The organism is Baaleninema simplex PCC 7105 (genome assembly GCF_000332355.1).
Lineage (GTDB): Bacteria > Cyanobacteriota > Cyanobacteriia > Cyanobacteriales > Geitlerinemataceae > Baaleninema > Baaleninema simplex.
Window position 1 is genome coordinate 982873 of the sequence record NZ_KB235958.1, and the last position, 20833, is coordinate 1003705.

Annotated in this window: 18 protein-coding genes and 1 tRNA gene; 4 read left to right on the plus strand and 15 right to left on the minus strand. The window is 50.3% G+C overall.

The window, feature by feature from the left end:
• Window positions 1-920: 920 nt before the first annotated feature.
• Window positions 921-1103 (minus strand): hypothetical protein, encoded by a 183-nt coding sequence (locus GEI7105_RS0106395; protein ID WP_017659648.1) that lies wholly within the window; start codon window positions 1101-1103, stop codon window positions 921-923.
• Window positions 1104-1225: 122 nt separating this feature from the next.
• On the opposite strand from GEI7105_RS0106395, the gene GEI7105_RS40745 reads away from it, so the two are divergent.
• Window positions 1226-2329 carry an ATP-binding cassette domain-containing protein gene (locus tag GEI7105_RS40745; protein ID WP_017659649.1) on the plus strand — a complete coding sequence of 368 codons (1104 nt, stop codon included), beginning with the start codon at window positions 1226-1228 and terminating at the stop codon, window positions 2327-2329.
• 2 nt (window positions 2330-2331) lie between these two features.
• Here the strand turns inward: GEI7105_RS40745 and devC are convergent, their stop codons facing one another.
• From devC to GEI7105_RS0106430, 6 genes are all read right to left on the minus strand, one after another.
• A complete protein-coding gene (gene devC, locus GEI7105_RS0106405) occupies window positions 2332-3507 on the minus strand; it encodes an ABC transporter permease DevC (RefSeq protein ID WP_017659650.1) in 1176 nt (391 codons plus the stop codon).
• A gap of 200 nt (window positions 3508-3707) precedes the next feature.
• Entirely contained in the window at window positions 3708-5579 is a 1872-nt protein-coding gene (locus GEI7105_RS0106410; RefSeq protein ID WP_017659651.1) for a hypothetical protein, read from the minus strand.
• A 95-nt stretch (window positions 5580-5674) separates the two neighbouring features.
• Window positions 5675-7342 (minus strand): GH3 auxin-responsive promoter family protein, encoded by a 1668-nt coding sequence (locus GEI7105_RS0106415; RefSeq protein ID WP_017659652.1) that lies wholly within the window; start codon window positions 7340-7342, stop codon window positions 5675-5677.
• Between the two features lie 509 nt (window positions 7343-7851).
• A complete protein-coding gene (locus tag GEI7105_RS0106420; protein WP_017659653.1) occupies window positions 7852-8799 on the minus strand; it encodes a glycosyltransferase family 2 protein in 948 nt (315 codons plus the stop codon).
• 80 nt (window positions 8800-8879) lie between these two features.
• Complete coding sequence (locus tag GEI7105_RS0106425) at window positions 8880-9827, minus strand: glycosyltransferase family 2 protein (RefSeq protein WP_017659654.1); 948 nt, start codon at window positions 9825-9827, stop codon at window positions 8880-8882.
• 179 nt (window positions 9828-10006) lie between these two features.
• Window positions 10007-10222 carry a hypothetical protein gene (locus GEI7105_RS0106430; RefSeq protein ID WP_017659655.1) on the minus strand — a complete coding sequence of 72 codons (216 nt, stop codon included), beginning with the start codon at window positions 10220-10222 and terminating at the stop codon, window positions 10007-10009.
• A gap of 41 nt (window positions 10223-10263) precedes the next feature.
• On the opposite strand from GEI7105_RS0106430, the gene GEI7105_RS40385 reads away from it, so the two are divergent.
• Window positions 10264-10386 carry a hypothetical protein gene (locus GEI7105_RS40385; RefSeq protein ID WP_281166976.1) on the plus strand — a complete coding sequence of 41 codons (123 nt, stop codon included), beginning with the start codon at window positions 10264-10266 and terminating at the stop codon, window positions 10384-10386.
• Window positions 10387-10474: 88 nt separating this feature from the next.
• Here GEI7105_RS40385 and GEI7105_RS0106440 read toward each other — a convergent pair whose 3' ends face one another.
• The 3 genes from GEI7105_RS0106440 to GEI7105_RS0106455 form a co-directional block, all read right to left on the minus strand.
• Window positions 10475-11323, minus strand: coding sequence for a PEP-CTERM sorting domain-containing protein (locus GEI7105_RS0106440; RefSeq protein WP_035492452.1), 849 nt, complete (start codon window positions 11321-11323; stop codon window positions 10475-10477).
• A gap of 466 nt (window positions 11324-11789) precedes the next feature.
• Window positions 11790-13730, minus strand: a complete 1941-nt coding sequence (gene ftsH, locus GEI7105_RS0106450; RefSeq protein ID WP_017659657.1) for an ATP-dependent zinc metalloprotease FtsH — start codon at window positions 13728-13730, stop codon at window positions 11790-11792.
• Window positions 13731-14005: 275 nt separating this feature from the next.
• Window positions 14006-14605, minus strand: coding sequence for a calcium-binding protein (locus tag GEI7105_RS0106455; RefSeq protein ID WP_017659658.1), 600 nt, complete (start codon window positions 14603-14605; stop codon window positions 14006-14008).
• Window positions 14606-14993: 388 nt separating this feature from the next.
• Here GEI7105_RS0106455 and GEI7105_RS0106470 point away from each other — a divergent pair, with 388 nt between their 5' ends.
• Entirely contained in the window at window positions 14994-15515 is a 522-nt protein-coding gene (locus GEI7105_RS0106470) for a hypothetical protein (RefSeq protein ID WP_017659661.1), read from the plus strand.
• Between the two features lie 3 nt (window positions 15516-15518).
• On the opposite strand, the gene GEI7105_RS0106475 is transcribed toward GEI7105_RS0106470, so the two are convergent.
• Both GEI7105_RS0106475 and GEI7105_RS0106480 read right to left on the minus strand, forming a co-directional pair.
• Window positions 15519-16175: a response regulator transcription factor gene (locus GEI7105_RS0106475; RefSeq protein ID WP_017659662.1), complete on the minus strand. Its 657-nt coding sequence runs from the start codon at window positions 16173-16175 to the stop codon at window positions 15519-15521.
• The gene (locus tag GEI7105_RS0106480) at window positions 16172-17422 is read right to left on the minus strand and encodes a sensor histidine kinase (protein ID WP_017659663.1); all 1251 of its coding nucleotides are present in this window, start codon (window positions 17420-17422) and stop codon (window positions 16172-16174) included. Before GEI7105_RS0106480 ends, GEI7105_RS0106475 begins: the two co-directional genes overlap by 4 nt.
• 160 nt (window positions 17423-17582) lie before the next feature.
• Here GEI7105_RS0106480 and GEI7105_RS0106485 point away from each other — a divergent pair, with 160 nt between their 5' ends.
• The gene (locus tag GEI7105_RS0106485; RefSeq protein WP_158413172.1) at window positions 17583-18008 is read left to right on the plus strand and encodes a Spy/CpxP family protein refolding chaperone; all 426 of its coding nucleotides are present in this window, start codon (window positions 17583-17585) and stop codon (window positions 18006-18008) included.
• A 49-nt stretch (window positions 18009-18057) separates the two neighbouring features.
• On the opposite strand, the gene GEI7105_RS0106490 is transcribed toward GEI7105_RS0106485, so the two are convergent.
• The 3 genes from GEI7105_RS0106490 to GEI7105_RS0106500 form a co-directional block, all read right to left on the minus strand.
• Window positions 18058-18129, minus strand: a tRNA-Gly gene (locus GEI7105_RS0106490).
• Between the two features lie 125 nt (window positions 18130-18254).
• Complete coding sequence (gene uvrB, locus GEI7105_RS0106495) at window positions 18255-20258, minus strand: excinuclease ABC subunit UvrB (RefSeq protein WP_017659665.1); 2004 nt, start codon at window positions 20256-20258, stop codon at window positions 18255-18257.
• Between the two features lie 242 nt (window positions 20259-20500).
• The gene (locus GEI7105_RS0106500) at window positions 20501-20821 is read right to left on the minus strand and encodes a DUF2973 domain-containing protein (protein WP_017659666.1); all 321 of its coding nucleotides are present in this window, start codon (window positions 20819-20821) and stop codon (window positions 20501-20503) included.
• Window positions 20822-20833: the final 12 nt, after the last annotated feature.

Sequence of the window (20833 nt, forward strand, 5' to 3'; positions counted from 1 at the left end):
CTTTGAAAGGGGGGTTGGGGGGATGGTTGGGGGGATAGAGAGGGGTTTGTCAGGTTGGACAAAACCAGTGTTTGAGTCCTCGACTCCGCTCGGACTCAACGCTGAGCGAAGTCGAAGCGAGCGGAGTCGAAGCGTTGAAATTCGGATTTCGTATGACAAAGAGTCTATAATGCAGACTGGATAAAAGTTACAGCCTGTTAACCCTTGAGATAACCCCCCCCATCTGCTTGTCTAGCTTTATAGTCAATAAGGCGAGTGCGGTACTTTTTAGATATTGCCAAAAATCTCTGTCCTCACTCCGTTGTGTCCATCACCTAAACAAGCGAAGAGGGTAGCTAAGGGTTGAGCTTTTACCCAAAATAACAAACCCTTATTGGGTGCATCTCAAAAATGTAAATTCATCGAATTGGGCGCACTCAATTTCCAGATCCCCGGCATCTCCAAGATGCCGGGGATCTTATACCGGAAGTGCTAATCGGGAATTTTGCCACCCCAAACTGATGTTTTTGCACTCATTGAGATGCCCCCCCTTATTATCCTTAAAATAGGCGATTTTTACTTTTTCATGCACATTTAAAGCCTTGTATTCTTTCCACTCACACGGACACCCGAATGGTGTATGTAATCCGATCGTTCCTCTGTCTAGACTCATCTCCTCTATTGAGTCGGTCAATTCAGGAGCTTCCCAGTCTTTACTTTGAACCATCCTTTGCTGCGTACTTCTTGAGACTTTTATCTCTGTCAGGACTTCGAGATCTTTTTCTGTTCTTTGGTAAGATTCATTAGCACCGATCGGTCAACAACATTTTTCTAAGTACGGACTCCACTGATTTCCCTTTTTTAAGTCGAGTTGTTTAGCTGGTTGAGTGGTGATTTTTAAATTTTCTAAAATGCTGGTTAGCGAGTGGCTTCACTCTGCTTCAGTTTGTTTTTTTCTTAAAAAAAATACCAATCTCTGACATAACATACTCTTGAGTTAAGTTTCTTGCACTCTTTTCTATCCCTTCTAAACTCTTAAGTTCGTTAGATTTAGCTTCGGCGTGCAAGATTTTCGCAATCTCTTCAACGTGTTTTTGTAGTTTAGCTCGAGTTTTATCTTTCATTTTTCTTAAAGTGCTACTATTACTCTATTATCTCTCTTCGGCACTCTAGTTTTCTTGAGTATTTTTACTCATTGTATTTTTGAGATGCACCCAGCCTATACTATTTTTTCTAAAAAATTCGTATGAATTCAGATAAAATTGTAGCGATCGAACATCTCGACCATTACTATCAAGAAGGCACGACACAAAAACAAGTTCTGTACGGCATTACCCTCGATATCTACCCTGGAGAAATTTTAATCTTGACGGGAGCGTCAGGATCGGGAAAAACCACGTTACTGTCTTTGATTGGCTGTTTGCGATCGGTACAAAGTGGTAGTGTAAAAATCTTCGGACATCAGTTATATCGAGCCAGCGAACAGAAGCGGATGCGACTTCGCCGAGAGATCGGTTATATTTTCCAGCATTTCAACCTCTGGGATTTTATGACGGTTCGGCAGAACATTCAAATTTCTCTAGAATTGCAACATAATTTTTCCAGCAAAAAAGCTCGGATTCAAAGTGAAGCCATCTTGCGAGAAGTGGGATTGAGCCGTCATATGGACGTACACCCCAGCGAACTGTCTGGGGGACAAAAACAACGGGTTGCGATCGCCAGAGCCTTGGTTCATCGTCCCAAACTCGTCTTAGCGGACGAACCCACCGCCGCTCTCGACAGCCAAACCGGTCGAGAAGCGATGGAAATTGTCCGACATCTGGCGAAACAAGAAGGAAGTGCGGTTTTAATTGTCACTCACGACCCGCGAATTTTGGACGTAGCCGATCGCATTGTCCGTATTGAAGACGGACGCCTCGGAACTGCTTACGGCGAGGAACTTTCCCTCGTTCTTCCGACACTGAGCGATCGCGAACTGACCCAAATTGCTTCGACGTTGAAAGTTCAAACCTACGCCAAGGGAGAAACGATTATCCAGCAAGGCGATGTGGCCGATCGATTTTTTATTTTAATTGAAGGGACGGTGGAAGTCGTTCAACAACAGGAAAGTTCCAAGGAGGTTTTTCTGAGAACTTTAAGCCGAAACGACTACTTTGGTGAAATTGGCATTGTCAATCAAAGTCAACGCACTGCAACGGTGCGAGTTATTTCTGAAAGCGGTGCTAAGGCGATCGTAATGGAACGCGATACGTTTATGAGTATGATGTCTGAATCTGACTTAACTAACGTCATTATTAAACATCAAGTTCGCGAACGGTTATATCGTAAAATTGCCGATTTACAAACTTAACCCTAACCAAAAATATCGGCGGGATCGGCTTCTTTAAGCTTCCAAACTGAAATGGAACCGGATACAAAGCAAATTGCACAGGTCGCACCGAGAACGGCGATCGCGACGTCTCGTTTCATCACAAATGCTAAACTGGTAGCGTCAGCTAAAACATCGTACATAAAAATCGAACAAATAAATCCCGGCAAATATCCTAAAATCGCTAAAATCAGAGTTTCTTTTAGGACGATTCCCACTAAAGCGTTATTGCTAAATCCAATGGCTTTAAACGTGGCGTAGTCTTTAATAAATCCCGAGATTTTTTGATAGAGAATTTGGTAGAGTACGATCGTCCCCACAAGCATCGAGCCGATTAAACCAAATCGGAACATTAAACCGATCGGCGTACTGTTCTCGTAAAATGCTTTTTCTTGTAAAATTAAATCTGCTTTTGAAATGACTTTAACATCTTCAGGAAGATAGTTTCTGAGAGCGACGATCGCACGATCGACATCAGATCCTGGTTTGAGTTGAATTAAGCCAATATTAATTTGACCTTTCTTGCGATCGAACAAGTTTAAAAAATTTTCCTCACTGGTAATGACAGAAGAATTAAAAGACGTACTTGCTCCCAATTCAAACAATCCAACCAGTTTTACTTGTTTTAATTCATCTCGAGGCGTTCGGATCTCTGTCTCGACGGTTCCCTGAGTTTCGATGTTTTGAATGAGGGGCAAAAACTCTTTTCTCGATTTTCGGTCGAGTAAAAAACTATCTTGTTGTTTGATTCGATCTAAATTGCGATCGATTCCGGGTAAATCTAAAATGTTCGGTTCGATCGGCAAACCGATCGTTTGAATTTGTCTTAAAAATAGCGTTGGATTTTCAGGATCTCGACAGAGTATAGAATTATAATAAATTGGCGTTACAGATTCAACTTCTTCAAATGCCAACGTTTGATACAGTCGCCGTTCGGAAAATTTTAACGGCCTTAAAACTGTGACTGAAGAAGTATTTAACAATACAATATCAGCGTTAAAGCTAGATGGAAGTTTAACTAAACTTTCTAAAAAACCGGCTCGAAAACCAATTTGCATAAATAAGAGCAGCGTTGTAAAGGCAATTCCAAGAATTGCTGCGAGGGTTTGCCCTTTATGATATTGAAGTTGTAACCACGCGATCGGGACTTTAGAAAACATTGGAATCGCATCAACTTTTAATTTAATGATATTGTTTTCGAGTTTGAAAGGCGATCGAGTAAAAATTAAATGTGAGAAAATACTATTATAGCAGTCTCAAATGAGTCGTCAAAAATTAAAACACAAAAAAATCCGATTCCCTATTCCTTATTCCCCGTTCCCTGTTTTGTTACACAACTGATTTAGGGTTGAAAGATCGCTTAACCGAAATTTGATTGTTGGCGTTGAATTTGTCGGACGAGAGTGCGATCGGGTTGAAGACAGTAATCTCCCGTTCGATGAGCCACCACCAGCGGCCAGCGAGAACAAGACATCACCTTCCGATGCGATCGCACTCGACGAACGCGATCGCGTAAAACCGATCGCTCAGAAGACAAACTCTGCACGAACGCCTTAGCAAACTCACCCATTATTTGACCTTCACTGTTGGCTCGTTTCAAAAACTCCTCAACCGTTCGATAATCTTCGGGATTTAAGGCTAAAAATTCAGCCAAGCCGATGCCAGTTTTTTTGAGACTCCACGCCACCTCTTCAGGAGACAGTTGGTTTTGCTCGATCGCCTTTTGCAAAATTCCCGCCACCGCAAACGCTCCCGCCAGTTCAGGTAAACGAGCGTTGCAGTGGGTTTGAAGATCGTTGGCAAACACTAAAGCGGCTGCAACATATCCCATTGTATGGGTCGTCGGATAAATATGCGACTGTCCGCCAAACGCACCACCGCTATCGACGCTTTTAGACACAATATCTTGCAGTACGCTGTTATTTGGAAAACCGTTCGATCCCAATCCCATAAATTTTTTACCGTCCCCCGGAACGTGGCGACTTGTAACGTTAAACGCACCGGCAATTCCCGGACGAGTATGATGGTCGGGAACGGCACAAACTGAAATATAAAACGGTAAACCGTTTTTTGAAGCTTCTAAACACGCTTTCAAATGGGGAAATTCTCGCGTAAAAACTGACCGCTCTCGCTCGTTTAACGCCGACAGTACCCCTCGACACCGCAGCAAGCGATCGCCTTCGATAAAAGCCGCTAACGTCGCACCGATCGAGGTTGGATTGTACAAGGACAGTAACGGAGACGTGTTGTCTAAACTTGAGGGTAGGCGATCGCGTTGAATGAAAGCCTCGAGAAGATACAGATAAGGAACGATCGCGCCAAAAATTCCACCTTGAATCGGCGATTTGAACTGCTGTAACGTGCTTTCAGAAACGTCATCTCGTAACTTCGGTTTCTCGCGAAAAATCTTTTCTACAATGGTCGTCAAATTTCCAGCAGACTGGGGAGTCGTTGGGAAAAAAATACCCGACTCTTCGAGAACTTGGCCGATCGCGTTAACATCTCGTTCTCGACGAGTTTCGTAGCGGCGGAGTTCGCAGTTTAGCGGACTCGATGCGACTTTGTGACGGAGAATATCGTCTTTTTCATCTCGCATGATCGCCGATCCCCGTTTCGGACACCAGATCGTTAATTTCACATCGTCGAAATTGAGAATCGAGAACTCGCGATCGCAGTTAGAAACTGACAGAGTTTGTAGGCGATGTAAAATCTCGTGCAACGCCAAACCAAAGTTGCTCGATGTCGTACAAACGAGCGTGCGATCGCGCAAGGATTCCCACAGTGCGACGTACAGCAAATCGACTGACTGCAAGCGATCTGAGGTAATCTCTTTCGGCTGAAAAACAGGCAGGCGATCGCGTGTTTGGCGCGTTTCTAAAAAATACTTTTGTCGTTCTTCAAGTTGTCGTGCAGCGTTTAAATCACCTCGATCTTTTTGAATTTTTAAGGTCTCGAGAGTCTGCCAATGAGGACGAACCGTATCCGCGAGCAATCCCAAAACTTGAAATGCCTTGACGCTATTTTGAAAATCCGACCAACCTCCTAAAATCGCAACGCGCCGATCGAACAACTCGCTCAACAACGGTGCATCGACGAATAACTGTTGAGATTTTCGAGCGTTTCCCGTTGTCGAATCCTCAACACCAAAACCTAGCGTTCGAGCAATATCTAACGAAAACAGAGCGTTTTTTAATGGATAAAAAGATTCGTCCGAGTTAGAAATTAAAGGCATCTATTTTTCAGGCGATCGCGAATCTACTTCGAGCCATATTTTAAAACCATCGTTCGAGCCATTTGTCAAGCCATTGTTAGACAAGTTTAGACAAGTCATGACGGCAACTGAACCACCCGATCGACCTCGAGTCCAGAAACGATCGCCCGATCTTCGCTAATATGAGGGAACTTGAGTTGATAGGCAGGAATTCCTCGCTCGACTTGTCGCTGGCGCACGATTTCAAAACTTCCCGGCTTTAAAATTTGCAATCGCGGCGGCGGAACGGACATATCCCGTTTGATCTCGTAATAGCTATGAACGTCTTTTAACACGCGATCGAACGCGTCGATAAAGCTTTCTGCGTCGTCGAGACGATATCCCGGTGCGAGTTCTACATTGACCAAATATCGTGCGGGGAATTCGTTATCGGAAAGAGTTACGCAGAAATCTTCAAAGCGAATTGCAAACTTATCTTGCAAGATCTGCATGGTTTTCGTAACGTGGTATTCCGTAGTTTTTTCCGTCGTCGAAGACAACAAGCCACCGCGACGATATCGAAACACAATTAACGGTGCTTCTTCATAAAACCCGACAACCTGAAAAACATCGCCAATATCGTAACGATAAAACCCGCTATGGTTCGTGACGAGCAGTCGATAGTATTCCCCGACTTTCACCTCGCTCGGTCGCAAAGTCTTCGGGTGTTCGTTCTCCCATTCATCAGGAGGGACGAACTCAAAAAATCCCGTTTCCACCGCCAAAACACTGCCGTCTGTATCCAAATCGGGATAAATACTAAACGTGCCTTCAGCCGAGGCGAACACCGCACCAAACCCTGGAATATCGCCAAAATATTCGGGAAATCGCTGCAAGTAAAAATCCGAGGTTCCGCCTCTGGCGGTGGTGTAACAGGCTAATTCCGGCCAGACGAGACGGGGGAGAAGCCGACCTTCCGTTTTGAGTATCGATCGCAACCGATCGGCCCGATCGCGATCGGGAAACAGTTGCGCTTCCAAACTCGCTCTCAGTTCCGGTTCGAGCTTCAACCACGGCGCGATCGATCCCGTTTCGATATCTTCAATTAACGCGTCGGCGTACTCTTCCAACCAGTTACAAAACTGCAAAATCACCATAGGAAAATTGCTTCCGATACTGGTAGGACTGCCTTTAAGTGAAAATAACAAGGCCGTGTAAGATCGTGTGAAATAATCTTTCGGTTTGAACGTATCGAGGGGATGAACGAATAGCTGTTTGTAGAAAAACGATCCCATCTTTAAAACCCCCGGACCGGCCGATCCGTATTCGATACCGCCTCGAGTATATTTCGGAGCTTCTAGAGCGTTGAGAACGATGTTTTTTCCCAGTTTTTTACCCCGTTTTCGCAAGCCGTGAGTTAGGAATCCCAAACTGACGAGGTTCGCCCAGCCTAAAATATTTTGAAAACGTTTCGTGACGGGGATGAGTTTTTGTTTTCCCGTCGAACCACTCGTTCGGTTGAGATAAACGACCGGATCGGACGTTAAAACGTTCGGCTCGCCCTCAGCAATACGCCGAATGTAGGGTTCGTAAGCCGTATAATCTAAAACGGGAATTCTATCTTTAAATTGTTCGATTGTTTCGATATCGGCAACCCGATACTGTTTCCCCAGTTCTGTATTTTGATATCGTTTAAGAAGATCGAATAAAAAATTTTCTTGAACGGCAGATTGTTGTCGAACTTTTTTATTGAAATTTTTTCTAGCGCGATCGGCTGCGAACGTTAAAATTGGTAAAAAATCCATAGTTGCTGGGATGTTCTCGCTCCTTTAGGAACTGGATCGAGTGTTTCGATCGCCCTTAAAAATCGGCGATCGCCTCGATCTCGATTCCGTCTAAAACGTCTCGTTTTAAAAGTTACCGATTCAAACTTTAACATTTTTTCGGTGTCTTGTTACGACGCGCTCGAAAAAACAGCGAGGAGGTCTCCTCCTTTGGAGCGGGATCGCTCGACTGCTGTTCCCGCTCCAACTCACAGGACGTACAAAAACGCGCTATAGAGTGCGATCGCTCTCCATAACGCGAACCGATTCGAGAGCCGCTGCGAACTCGGCGTACACCCGTCTCAAACGTCAAAGGCTCGGACGAGGAGTTTTTGTCTGGACTTACGCACTTAAGCGTTACCCACGCTAAATGTAGAGGTTGGTGGGCATTGCCCACCCTACATATAGGGTTAATGCGTAAGTTCTGTCAGTGTTCGGCTCGCCGTCACTACCCGACGAGCCAAGGAACAGAGGAGCTAAACCCCCAGGTTCTACGAAATAGACTGAGTCGCGCCGGTCGATTTCGGCTTTTCCTCGAGCTTGTTTAACTGGCCGCCAAACTTCCGAAGTTCGTACAGCTTGACTCCAATTTGATACTCGTACTGACTCAACAAACGCCCGTAAATATAACCCGCTCGACCGTCCAAAAAGCCCAAGCGCAAAATATAAAACAACAGGAATCGGAAGAACGGCTTAAAGGGCAACCGCACCCAAATTTTCTTCAAAAACCGCTTGCGTTGCACGGAATCTCCAAACAAATTTGCTCCGATCGTTCCGTCGTCTGCTTGTCCGGTCAACAAGTTGTAATAAACGCGAGCTTCCCAATTTGAATAACGGTTGTGCCGCGCCAACCAATGGTAAATATCGCGAAAATCGATGTGCAGCATATCGTGTTTGAGATATCCTGCTTGAGTGGGCAGAACCACGTGTTCGTGAACCTCATTATCGCCCGTATTCGGCACTTCTTCAGTGTGTAAATTTTCGTAGCGCCCGACTTTGTGTTTGAACAAGCGCAAGTTCCAATCGGGATATTTTCCGCCGTGACGAATCCAAACGCCGAGGAAGAACACGCGACGATTGAGATAGTAGCCGTCGCGGTCGTTTTTCCGAACGACCTCGTCGATTTCGTCCCACAGTTCCGGAGTAATGCGTTCGTCACAATCGACGATCAGCACCCATTCGTTGTGAAACGGAAGATTGTCAAGAGACCAGTTTTTCTTTTTCGGCCAGCGACCGTTAAAGTGAAATTGCACGACTTTCGCGCCGTAGCGTTCGGCAATTTCACCCGAGCGATCTTCGCTTTGAGAATCGACGACGAACACCTCATCGGCTCTCGCAACACTTTCGAGGCAAGCGGGAAGGTTCGCTTCTTCGTTTTTCGCTGGAATCAGGACAGATACGGGAACTTTGGCAGGGGAATTAGAAGAGGAAGAAGACATGAGCTAGATCGCGTAGAGGGTCAGGACATGAATTCGAGTCAAACCAGCAGTACAGATTGCGGCTGACACCGATCTCGACATTAAGGAGACGATGGCGGTGGCGAGAGCATTCCCCGAACGGCGTAAACGAGATAGCCGATCTGACCGTAGGCATATACTAGGCTATCAAAGCGACGAGCCGGATCTCGGGAATATTTCGCGGCATTGTACAAGCCCCGAAGGATGCGTTCGCCCCCCCGTAAAAATTGAGCGGGGCCGGCACTTCCGGCGAGTTGTTCGCGATAGCATTCGCTGATGCCTTGCCACCAACCTCGCCGGAGAAACCAGGTGCGATCGAGCCGTTCGGGGGCGACGTTGTGGGCGACTAACGCATCGGGGAGATAGGCGACTTGCCAACCGAGTTGTAAGGCTTTTTCGGTGGTGTACAGCTCCTCGTTGGAGAGCAGTTTTTTGCCGACGCGGCCGAGGTTGGGGTCGAACCCGCCGATTCGATCGAGAAACTCGCGACGGATGGAGTAGTTGAGACCGCGCGGCGTGAGACCGGGTTGGGTAATCGATACCACTTCGTCGCCGAGGTTGTAGAGTCCCAAGGCACCGGCTAAGCCTTCAGAGAGCCAGGGGGGAGGAGTAACGTCAGGGGGCCAGATGAGGGTGACTTTACCACCGGCGATCGCCAGTTTGTCGTTGCGATCGTAGGCGGCGGCCAGGTGAGTGAGCCAGGTGGGACTGGCCACGGCGTCGTCGTCGAGATAGGCGAGAATCGGTGCGGTGGTTTCGCGAACGCCCCGGTTGCGGGCGATGGAAAGTCCCAAGGTGGGTTCCCAAACGTATCGCAGGCGGGGATGGGGCTGTCGTTCTTCGACGACGGCTCGGGTGCGATCGCTCGAACCGTTATCGACTACGAGAACCTCGTAATCGTCGAAGTCCTGTTGGTCGAGTAGGCTGTCGATCGCCGCACCGAGATAGCGATCGCGGTTGTGGGTGCAAATAATTGCAGAAATTTTGGGGTTGGATTTGGGGTCGGACATAAAAGCCTCGGTCGAGAAGCTTGACTCGGAGTTCTTTCGCCTCAAGCTGTGTCTGTTATAGCCCATTGCAGCCTCGCCAGGCGTGCGCCCGTAAAAAAACCCCCCGAGCGATTTCGGGGGGAAACATGAGGAACTATCGCGTAACTTGGAAAATCCACTCGAGTTCTGAGACCGTGTTTTTACGCAAGGCAAAGGTCGTCAACAACCTTAACTCGTCCCCGCAACACCGCTCGCAAAAGTCGGTTGGCCGAACGGCGATCGCTCTCGTCGAGGCTTTCGTCGAGGATCGCAGCCATGAGTCCGTAGCGATCGCTGAGGGTGAGATATCCCGTATCCGTCACCGAAGCGAGAATGGCAGAGATAGCACCGGGGAGAAGTTGGAGGGAAGGAAACATCGCACTGGCTTTGAACTCGATGCTTTTAGTATCTCTGGATTTTGCCAGTCGTACCGCGATCGCAGACGATTGAGGGCGTGATGTCTCAGTGGATTTACAGTGACACAGCTATCGCTTACGATGTGATGGCGATCGCACTCCCTAAATATACGGAAGAATTCTAGCATCTGTAAAATCCCCGCTACCTTCAAGATACCGGGGATTCGAGCAAAGACAGAGGTTAAAAGCGTTTGACTCGGTAAAATTGCGGAGTTAATCGGCTTTGCGGCGCATCGTGCGAGTTCCCACAGCGCCCACCAGGAACAGAGCGATCGTAGAGAGGGGTTCGGGAACCTCTTGAGGCGATGGGTTCGACTGAGACGGCGCGTCCGCCACGAGATCGTCTGAGGCGTCTTGTTTGACCTGAGAGAGCGACCCCACCGTCATGTTATCGAAGGCGAAGATATCGGCAAACATCCCCGTACCGGGAGCCGTCATGTTAAAAGACAAACTGGTAAACAGTTCGTCGGCACCGTCGGCGATCGCGCCGAAATACAGCACCGAACCGTCCGTGTTGCCGTAACTGCCTACCGTATTCGGAACGGCGATCGATTTCTGGCCGCCGTTGGCGAGGGTGAGGTTTAACATCAGTTCGCCGCCGAAATCACCTAAATCCACACCGTAGAAGCCAAAGGCAGCCACCGCTTGGCTAAATTCCACGACGAAGTTGTTGCCAGCGGCGTTGGTTTCCCAATAGTTGGTTTTCGAGATGCCGTATCGTCCGTATCCGTTCGTCGTTCCTTCGGTCACAGAGTTTATGACACCGTTACCCTTCAGCGTCGCGGTTCCGGCTTCTCCGAAATCTAAAGACAGCGGATCGGCCGTTCCGAGGGGGAAGCTTTCAAAGGTTTCCGTACCGACGCCGACGAGGTGGGAGAGAAATTCGGTTTCGGCTTGCTGGGCGTTCTGGTAGTCTGTGAGGGGTTGCGTGGCGCTGTGGTTGAGGTCTTCGCCGAAAAAGATTCCGAAAGCACGTGCTGAGGTTGCCAACCCAAACGCTCCCGACATCGAGAGGGAGAGAACGGTACAAGTCGAGACGGTCTTTTTCAAAACACCAGACATCGCTGAAATCCCCTAGAAGAAACACCCGTAAAATGTAAAAGCGATCGCTTTAAAACTTTCGCCTTTTATTTCTGTCAAATTTATGTTGAGTTAGATCTAACTCAACATAAATTCAGATTAAGTTTTGCCGAATGCCTGTGTCAATGAAGCTTGGCAGCTCTTTAAAAGGTTTTTATATCGTCTTTATACGAGATTCAATAACTCCTAGAAATCACGGAGAAATTTTTTTAACCAACCCCTTCCATGCGGAGTACGGAGAACCTGGCCGTCGTCCCCTCTCAGTCGTAGGACGATCGCTCTGATTTTTTCCGTCAATTTACGGAATTGTCCGATCCGCGATCGATATCCGCCCGAATTCCATCGGCAACTTTACGGAAATTGCCCAAAAAAATGGGGGTACGCGTGTCGTACCCCAACTTGCAGAAAACGGTCTCGAAAAATGTTGTAGCGATGGGTCTTCGGACGATTACCGAACGGCGGCCTCAGAAGCGCTTGCGGTCGTTGCCATCTGAGGTTCTGGTAGCGTTGCGTGCTGAGCGACGATGCGGCGGAACTCGTCTCCGTCAATTTCCTCCTTCTCGATCAGCAAATCCACCAACCGATCCATCAAGGGGCGATTCTCCCGTAAAATCTGGCAGGTTTCCTCGTAACACCGCTGGGCGATCTCGCGCACCTGGCGATCGATCTGCGTCGCCATCTCCTCGGAATGCTCCGAACTCGGCATCAAATCTCGCCCCAAAAACACCTCGTTATTGGGACTTTCTAGGGCCATCGGCCCCAAGTCGGACATTCCATAAAGCGTCACCATCTCCCGCGCCAACATCGCGACAGTTTTCAAATCCTGTCTCGCGCTGACCGTCACCTCAGCATCGCCAAACACCACGATCTCAGCAGCGCGTCCGCCGAGGGCGACACGAATTAGATCGAGCAGCCAAGCCCGAGAATACAGTCCGCTATCGACCATATCCTCATTTAACAGCGATTGGGCAAATCCCCCAATTCCCCCGGAGCGCGGAACGATCGTCACCTTATTGAGCGGATCGGAATTCTTCAGCAACGTCATCAACAGCGCGTGACCGATTTCGTGGTAGGCGAGGATGCGTTTTTTCTTACTATCGAGCAGCGGCGTCAGTTTCAAACCGATAGTAACTCGATCGATGGCGTCCTCAATTTCTAACTCGCCAATCGCCTCTTTACGGCGACGAGCCGTCAAAATCGCGGCTTCGTTGAGGAGGTTCGCCAAATCTGCCCCCGACAGTCCCGGCGTGCGACGAGCGATTTTTTCTAACGACACCTCTGGCGACAGTTTCTTATTGTGAGCGTGAACCTGCAAAATTCCCAACCGTCCGTTATACGTTGGTAAATTCACCGTCACCTGGCGATCGAAGCGTCCTGGGCGCAACAGAGCCGTATCGAGAACGTCGGGGCGGTTCGTCGCCGCGATGATGATAATACCGTTGTTGCCCTCGAACCCGTCCATTTCCGTTAACAACTGGTTGAGGGTTTGTTCCCGTTCGTCGTTTCCGCCGCCGATTCCGGTTCCCCGCTGGCGTCCCACTGCGTCGATTTCGTCGATGAAGACCAAGCAGGGGGCGTTTTCCTTGGCTTTACGGAACAGATCGCGAACTCGCGAAGCACCGACGCCGACGAACATTTCAACGAATTCCGACCCGGAAATACTGAAAAACGGAACCCCCGCTTCTCCCGAAATCGCCTTCGCTAACAGGGTTTTTCCCGTTCCCGGTGCGCCGACGAGCAGCACGCCGCGCGGAATTTTCGCACCGATCGCTGTGAAGCGTTCGGGTTGTTTGAGAAACGTGACGACTTCTTGTAATTCTTCTTTGGCTTCTTCAATTCCGGCGACGTCGTCGAAGGTGACCCCAGTTTTCGCTTCCATGTGGAATCGCGCTCGAGATTTCCCAAAGTTGAGCGCGTTGTTTCCCGACTGAGACGAGCGACGCACGATCGACATCAAGCCGCCGACGAGGATGAGAATCAACAGCAGTTGTCCTAAAATGCCAATGGCGAAACTGTTGTCGGGGGTCGGGTTACTGGCGATTTCGACCTCGTTATTGCGTAACTGCTGGATCAGGTCTGGGTTTTCTTCAAACAGACGGACTTCGTAGGGGGCGTCGTCTTGTCCTTGGTTGACAAGGGTGACGCGAGCCGTTTGACGGGCTGGGTCGAGATCGACTTTCTGGACTTCGCCGTTCTCGACTTTTTCGAGGAACGCACTGTAAGACATCTCCTTAGGTTCCCGTTGCCCGAGGGCGGGACTTCCCAACAGCAAAACTTGAACGAGCGCCCAACTTACCGCGAGCGATCGCCAGTTGGGGCGATGTCTGTCAAAGGTAGATGCGTTTCTGAATGTCGTCTTCAACAAAGCGAGAGTCCGTTGAGCTTTCATGTTCGGCCGTTCGTGGAATATCGGTGACGTGGAGTGCATTTCTAGTGTAACGCCGTAAGTCGGAGGAGGAGGACAAGGGGACAAGGGAACAAGGAAGAAACCGTTACCTGTTAACTGTCTTCACTGGCGACTGGCGACTGGCGATTGGTGACTGGCGACTGAAACACTGTTCGCTGGAAAAGAGACGATCGATACGATCGCCTCCTAGGTGCGAACACTTGGGAATTGCGGGAATTTAGGGGAAATTGCAGCGATATCCCCATCGAATGCCTGGGTTAGCCCACGAACGTAAAGCCCTGACTAAAGCTCGAAACTTCGACCCCCGCAAGAATACCGATCGCTTCGGGGGTTACGCTGTCAGGGGGCGAATTTTTGTAGATGACAGTTCCCGAAATCGGAGAATCTCCGGGAACTTCCCCCAAACTGTAGTCTTCGGCGGTTCCGTGGAGTTGGATGGTATCGTACTCGAGGTTGAAATCGGCGACGATCGCGTAGTCGCTGGTGCCAGGGGTGCGATCGCGACCGTCATTGTAAAATACGGTCGAGGCGTCTCCGAGAACGAAGGTATCTTCACCCCCACCTCCAACGAGGATGTCGATTTCTCCTTGTCCGGCGGTTGCGGCGTCTGTACCGGTGAGGGTATCGTCTCCGGTTTGACCGAGCAGTACGTCGTTCTCCGGGGAACCGACGAGATTATCGTCTTCGCTCGGCGAGAATCGTCCGCGATATTTTGTACGTCGTAGGCCAGAGTACGGAGTTCTTGGGAGGTTAAACCCATACTGTCGAAGATGTCGCGGGTGTCTTCGGCGATCGCCTGAATTTCGTCGAACGAGAGTTCTTCGTCTTCTAACGCTGTCCGAACTGTGGTTTTCCACTGTTCCAGACTGTCTTGAGAAGGGAGACTGTCGATGCTCTCTTCTAAGTGGCGGCGGAGTTGTTGCAGGTTTTCTCGCTGTTCTTCGGGGATGAGACTCGCGAGTCGATCGCCGCGATCGACATCAGACAGCATCTCGGAAAAGGAGGATTGGAAGGAACCGGGAATTAAAGTCATGAGTCGGCTCGAATTCGACAGTTCCAAGGTATGAAGTCCGCCGCTACTCCGTCGGGAGTCAAACGTCACAATGGCAATAGGAAGATCGTCACGATCGCACCCATTCGACAAACGCTATCGAACGTCACGGGAACAGTCGTGACTTTTTTCCCAGGTATCGATCGCCTCTCTCGAATAATTTGGAGGAAAGGGAAACCACAGGAAAACCACCAATGATGCAACGCACTCAGTTCAACACCCCGGCGATCGATGTCTTCCTCAAGATGATGTCTCATGTCAACCGTTCTTTACAACGGGATATTCCTCCTATCGCCGATTTGAACCAGTTGCGATCGCTTCCCCCCGACACCTTCGGGCGCGCCTGGGCCGATCTCATTGACGATCGCGGTTTGGAACCGTTTACAGCAGGGCCCCGGCGACTGCAACTTCACGACGGCCTTCACGTCCTCACCGGCTACGACACTGACCCCCTCGGGGAAGCGGAGGTTCAGGCGTTCCTACTGGGGGCGAAGTTTCACGGATTGCACGTTATTATATTGACAGGATTGTTACGGACGATACAGCGGCAAAGACGATTTTATGGTTTTGGTTTAAATCGTGAAGCTGTGCGATCGCGCTTGTACGCCGCCTACCAGCGAGGTCGCCAGGCAAATTTCGATCCCGATACTTGGGAACCGGAACAGCTTTGGCATCGATCGCTGCATGAGGTGCGATCGAAGTTCGGACTCGGGTAAATCTTAAAGTTGCGATCGCATCGACGCCGCAAACAACGCCGCTTGGGTGCGATCGCGCAAGTTCAACCGACTCAAAATGTGGGTCACGTAATTCTTCACCGTCCCTTCAGAAATATACAGCGTTTGCGCGATTTCGCGATTGCTCGAACCTTGTCCGAGTAACGCCAGAACTTCCCGTTCGCGGGGAGTGAGTTCGTAAAAGCCGGGGGGAATTTCCACTGCTGTCGCTGGCGTTTCTGGCGGCTTCATTTTCTGAAAAATACCAGGCCCGAAATGTGCGTATCCTCGATGTACGAATCGAATCGCTTGAGCGAGTTCTTCCGAGGGCGTATCTTTTAATAAATAACCTGCCGCTCCCGCACTGACTGCTTCTTGAACTAACTCGTCTTCATCAAACGTCGTCAACACCAAAACTTTGAGATTGGAAAACCGTTGAGAAATTTCGCGACTGGCGGCAACGCCGTCCATGACCGGCATCCGAACGTCCATTAACACCACGTCAACGGCATTTGGCGTATTGAACGATCGCTCGATACAGCTTAAGGCTTCGCGACCGTTTACCGCTTCGCTGACGATTTGAATATCCTCTTCTAAACTTAGCAAAGCTTGCAATCCTTGGCGTAAAATTGCTTGGTCGTCCACCAGTAACACGCGAATCATAAGGTTTCCTCGCTCAGCGGTAGCCAGACTTCAACTTTGCAGCCTTCTCCCGGTGCGCTCGACAGGCGAAACGTTCCGTCTTCGGCTTCAGCGCGTTCTTGCATACTTTTGAGTCCGAAGCCTGTGGTATTGTCTTGGGGAGAAAACCCACATCCGTTATCGGTGACGGCGATGTGTAGCCAAAACCGACGATCGCTGTTCGACGATCGCGCGATCGCCTTAACTTCAAGGGTGACGGCTGTAGCGTTGGCGTATTTACAGACGTTAGTTAACGCCTCTTGCAGAATGCGATAGCTGGCGATGGCGATCGCAGGCGGTAGCGTCGGAAAATTTAAGCTGACCTCGGGAGCGATCGCGGTGGTTTGTTGGAGCTGCTGCGTGAGAGTGGCGATCGCGGATTCGAGGTTTTCTCCGGGGTGTGGCGTATCCCGCAAGGTCGCCACCGCCTGGCGCACGTCTTGTAAGGCTCGCGATCCCATCTGTTTGGCTTGGCTGAGGAAAATTTTAGCGCGATCGGGGTTTCCCTCCCACAGTTTCAGTGCGCCTTCGAGTTGGATGTTTAACGCCGTCAGCGAATGTCCTAACGCATCGTGAAGTTCTCGCGCGATGCGACTGCGTTCTTGCGCCATCGCCAGCTTTTCGATGCGGGCCGCCGATCGCTGAAGTTTGTCGTTGGCTTGTCGTAGCTGTTCTCGTCGTTCTCGTTCGGATAGGAGCGCGTTGACGAAGAGCAGGACGAATAATAAAAGTATGGCGAATAGTAGAATTAGGTTCAGACGTACGATCGCCAGATACGGCGAAAACTGCTCTTCGATAGCGGCGGGAAGTTGGCGATCGAGAACTCGCAAACGTACTCGTACAATCACCAGAAACATTGCAAACGCTGTCCCGACAATAATCAGCCGTCCTCTCAGTTTAAACAGCAAACAACTGCGAATCACCAAGACGACGTAGAGGAACGGGAACAGGCGCAAGCCAGACAAGCCGAGTTGCGACGACGAGAGAATTAACCCAAACTGGCTAATCACGTGAATCAGACGAAGTTTCAGCGATCGCGTAGGAAGCCACAGTCCTAACGCCGCGAATCCGAGCAAGCTGGCGATCGCAATTCCGGGGAAGCTGTGGAGTTTCGGAAGCAGTTTCGGGAGAAATTCGCTGATGGCGGCGATCGCTAACAACGCCCATTCTACATACAGCAGAAACGGAAAGGGGTGATTGTCGGGTCGAATGGCGCGAGGAAGTCTCATCTAGCAGTGCGATCGCTTTCTTCGATTAAAGCCGATCGCAGCCGAGTTCAACCGTGAAAGAAGTCATAGTGATAATGATGACGTTTGGATGGGGCGATCGCTGGTGTAAATGTCTAACTTGGAGTTGTTTCGCTCGTCTCAGCTTTGGAGAAGATTTCCCATGAAACGACTCGTACAACTCGGTTCGGTAGTTGCGATCGCCGTAACGACTTTAACAACTGGCGTGACGTCCGTTCGCCTCTCTCCCGCCACCGCTCAAATGCCACCACCGACAATTTTAGAAGAACTCGAGTTAACCGCCGAACAGCAAGCGCAACTCGAGCAAATTCGCGCCGACTACCAAACTCAACTCGCAACAATTTTAACCGACGCGCAACGCCGTCAACTCGCCAATGCCATGCGAACGGCGAGTACTCCCCAGGAATTCCGCCGCGCGATCGCCACCGTCGATCTCACCCAAGCTCAGCGAAACGAACTTCGCACCATTCTACAGGGGGTACGCCAGGATATGGCAACCGTTCTCACGGAGGAGCAACAACAGGAGTTGCGGGAACTAACCAGCGAGGTGCGTCGCCGTCGCCGTTAACCCAACTCGGCGATCGCAACCCGTCCGTTAAAAATCGCCAAAAGAAGAAAGCGGGTGACCGGACTCGAACCGGCGACGTTCAGCTTGGGAAGCTGACATTCTACCACTGAATTACACCCGCAGCAGATATCCAAAAGCTGTCTGCAAGGGTTTCATTATATCACGAACTGCCCCGGTTGGGGAGGGTTGCGATCGAGGTGCAGACGGGATTTCTGCGTCTCGGGACTCCAGCGGATCGTTCGAGACTTACGACGATCGCCCTACGAGCTTGTCTCGTAAATGCTTGATGCGATCGCGCAGTTTCGCCGCCTCCTCGAACTCCAAGTTCTTCGCAGCTTCCTGCATTTGCGTCTCCAACTGTTGAATCAACTCGGGAATCTGTTCGAGGGAAATCTCATCAGAATGCTCGTAAGCGGTTTCGAGTTGGTGCGCGTTGAGGCGACGGGAAATTTCTAAAAACGCCAAAATCGAATTGTCGATCGCTTTCACCACGGGTTTCGGCGTAATGTTGTGTTTGCGGTTGTACTCCAACTGAATCTGACGGCGGCGTTCGGTCTCCGAAATCGCTTTTTCCATACTTTTGGTGAGCGTATTGGCGTAGAGTATCGCCTGACCGCGCACGTGACGAGCCGCACGTCCGATGGTTTGAATCAGCGATCGCTCGGCTCGCAAAAAGCCTTCTTTATCCGCATCCAGAATCGCCACCAGGGACACTTCCGGTAAATCCAACCCTTCCCGCAGCAAGTTGACGCCGATAAGAACGTCGAAGACACCCTGTCGCAAATCTTGTAAAATCTCGATGCGTTCGATCGAACCAATATCTGAATGAAGATAGCGTACCCGAACCCCGCGATCGAGTAAATATTCCGTCAAATCCTCCGCCATGCGCTTGGTTAACGTGGTCACGAGGGTTCGTTCTCCGCGAGACTCGCGATCGCGAATTTCTCCAAACAGATCGTCTACCTGACCTTCCGTCGGACGCACGAAAATTTCCGGGTCTACTACTCCCGTCGGTCGGATAATCTGTTCGACGACGTGTCCTTGAGACTGCTCGACTTCCCAATCTCCCGGCGTCGCCGACACGAACACGCACTGTTTGACCTTTCCCCAAAACTCCTCAGCTTTCAACGGTCGGTTGTCCGCCGCACTCGGAAGCCGAAATCCATGTTCGATGAGAACCTGTTTTCGAGAGCGATCGCCGTTATACATCCCACGAATCTGGGGAACGCTCACGTGAGACTCGTCCACCACCAACAGCCAATCTTCGGGAAAATAATCCACCAAACATTCCGGTGGTTCTCCGGCTCGTCTTCCGGCTAGATGTCGCGCGTAGTTTTCCACCCCGTTGGTGTAGCCGACTTCCCGCAACATTTCCAAATCGTAGCGCGTCCGTTGGGCGAGCCGTTGCGCTTCGACGAGTTTTCCGGCTTTTTCGAGTTGTTCGAGGCGTTCTTCGAGTTCCGCTTGAATCTCCTCACAGGCGATATCGAGGCGTTCTTCGGGGGTGACGAAGTGGCGGGCCGGATAAATCCGCAACTGGTCTACACTTTGCAACACCGACCCCGTCACCGGGTCGATATAGCGAATCGCGTCGATTTCGTCGCCGAAGAACTCCACGCGAATGATGCGGTCTTCGTAAGCGGGGCCGATTTCCACCACATCCCCTTTGACTCGAAACTTACTGCGTCCGAGTTCCAGGTCGTTACGGGTGTACTGAACGCTGACGAGATCGCGCAACATTTGGCGTTGGTCGATTTCCTGTCCCACTTCCAAGGGAATCGAAGCTTTGAGGTATTCGCTGGGAATTCCCAAGCCGTAAATGCAGCTAATGGAAGCGACGACGATGACATCCCGTCTCTCGAAGAGCGATCGCGTGGCGGAGTGGCGCAACATATCGATTTCTTCATTAATCGAGGCGGTTTTCTCGATATAGGTATCGGTCACGGGAATGTACGCCTCGGGTTGGTAGTAGTCGTAATAACTGATGAAGTATTCGACGGCGTTGTGGGGAAAGAACGAGCGCAACTCGTTACACAGTTGTGCCGCTAGGGTTTTGTTGTGCGCTAAAACGAGGGTGGGTTTCCCCAGTTTTTCGATAACGCTGGCCATAGTGTAAGTTTTCCCGGTTCCCGTCGCACCGAGGAGGGTTTGGAAGCGGTTTTCTGCGTTCAGGCTGTGAGTCAGTTGTCGAATCGCTTGGGGTTGGTCGCCGGTCGGTTTGAAAGAGGCTTCGAGTTTGAAGGGGGTCATGGACGATCTCGTCTGACGATGGCGTTTCGATTTTAGCCAAAACCGCGAGAATCCTCTGCTTTTGACATACTCCCGACGCCGACCGCTTAGGCGTTACGGCGCGGGCTTCTCCGCCCAGACCGTTTGGATCTGGGTTTCGCGTTTTTGAGTGAGGCGACGCCCAACCCCACTTTTTGAATTCAGATTCTCCTGACGCTAACCTTCGGTGCAGCGCGGGACTTGTATTCTCGCGCTCTTAGAAGTTAAACGAGGGTACTCGGCGGCGGCGTGTCGTCGTCGTCGCTGGTACTGACGCCAGGAGACGATTTATAGAGTGCATCGAGTTGTTCGCGAGCGTCTTCGATGCCGATGGATTTCATGACGAGCAGGGGTTCTTCGATCGCGCGACCCGATTCGTCTAACAGTTCTGGGTGGGGCGTCGGCTGCGGACGCGGCGGAGTCGATGGGTTCGGCGATCGCATCCCTCGAGTGTCGGCACTGAAACTGAGCAAGTTGCGAACGAGATTCCCCACCGCCACAAAAGCCAGTACTGTAAAAGCGAGAATGTAAAGTAGGTGTAGCATTGATAAAGCCTC

What these genes read in the sequence shown, in the direction of transcription:
- GEI7105_RS0106395 (WP_017659648.1), bottom strand. Translation starts at nt 1,103, where the DNA reads ATGAAAGATAAAACTCGAGCTAAACTACAAAAACACGTTGAAGAGATT.
- GEI7105_RS40745 (WP_017659649.1), top strand. Translation starts at nt 1,226, where the DNA reads ATGAATTCAGATAAAATTGTAGCGATCGAACATCTCGACCATTACTAT.
- devC (WP_017659650.1), bottom strand. Translation starts at nt 3,507, where the DNA reads ATGTTTTCTAAAGTCCCGATCGCGTGGTTACAACTTCAATATCATAAA.
- GEI7105_RS0106410 (WP_017659651.1), bottom strand. Translation starts at nt 5,579, where the DNA reads ATGCCTTTAATTTCTAACTCGGACGAATCTTTTTATCCATTAAAAAAC.
- GEI7105_RS0106415 (WP_017659652.1), bottom strand. Translation starts at nt 7,342, where the DNA reads ATGGATTTTTTACCAATTTTAACGTTCGCAGCCGATCGCGCTAGAAAA.
- GEI7105_RS0106420 (WP_017659653.1), bottom strand. Translation starts at nt 8,799, where the DNA reads ATGTCTTCTTCCTCTTCTAATTCCCCTGCCAAAGTTCCCGTATCTGTC.
- GEI7105_RS0106425 (WP_017659654.1), bottom strand. Translation starts at nt 9,827, where the DNA reads ATGTCCGACCCCAAATCCAACCCCAAAATTTCTGCAATTATTTGCACC.
- GEI7105_RS0106430 (WP_017659655.1), bottom strand. Translation starts at nt 10,222, where the DNA reads ATGTTTCCTTCCCTCCAACTTCTCCCCGGTGCTATCTCTGCCATTCTC.
- GEI7105_RS0106440 (WP_035492452.1), bottom strand. Translation starts at nt 11,323, where the DNA reads ATGTCTGGTGTTTTGAAAAAGACCGTCTCGACTTGTACCGTTCTCTCC.
- ftsH (WP_017659657.1), bottom strand. Translation starts at nt 13,730, where the DNA reads ATGAAAGCTCAACGGACTCTCGCTTTGTTGAAGACGACATTCAGAAAC.
- GEI7105_RS0106470 (WP_017659661.1), top strand. Translation starts at nt 14,994, where the DNA reads ATGATGCAACGCACTCAGTTCAACACCCCGGCGATCGATGTCTTCCTC.
- GEI7105_RS0106475 (WP_017659662.1), bottom strand. Translation starts at nt 16,175, where the DNA reads ATGATTCGCGTGTTACTGGTGGACGACCAAGCAATTTTACGCCAAGGA.
- GEI7105_RS0106480 (WP_017659663.1), bottom strand. Translation starts at nt 17,422, where the DNA reads ATGAGACTTCCTCGCGCCATTCGACCCGACAATCACCCCTTTCCGTTT.
- GEI7105_RS0106485 (WP_158413172.1), top strand. Translation starts at nt 17,583, where the DNA reads ATGAAACGACTCGTACAACTCGGTTCGGTAGTTGCGATCGCCGTAACG.
- uvrB (WP_017659665.1), bottom strand. Translation starts at nt 20,258, where the DNA reads ATGACCCCCTTCAAACTCGAAGCCTCTTTCAAACCGACCGGCGACCAA.
- GEI7105_RS0106500 (WP_017659666.1), bottom strand. Translation starts at nt 20,821, where the DNA reads ATGCTACACCTACTTTACATTCTCGCTTTTACAGTACTGGCTTTTGTG.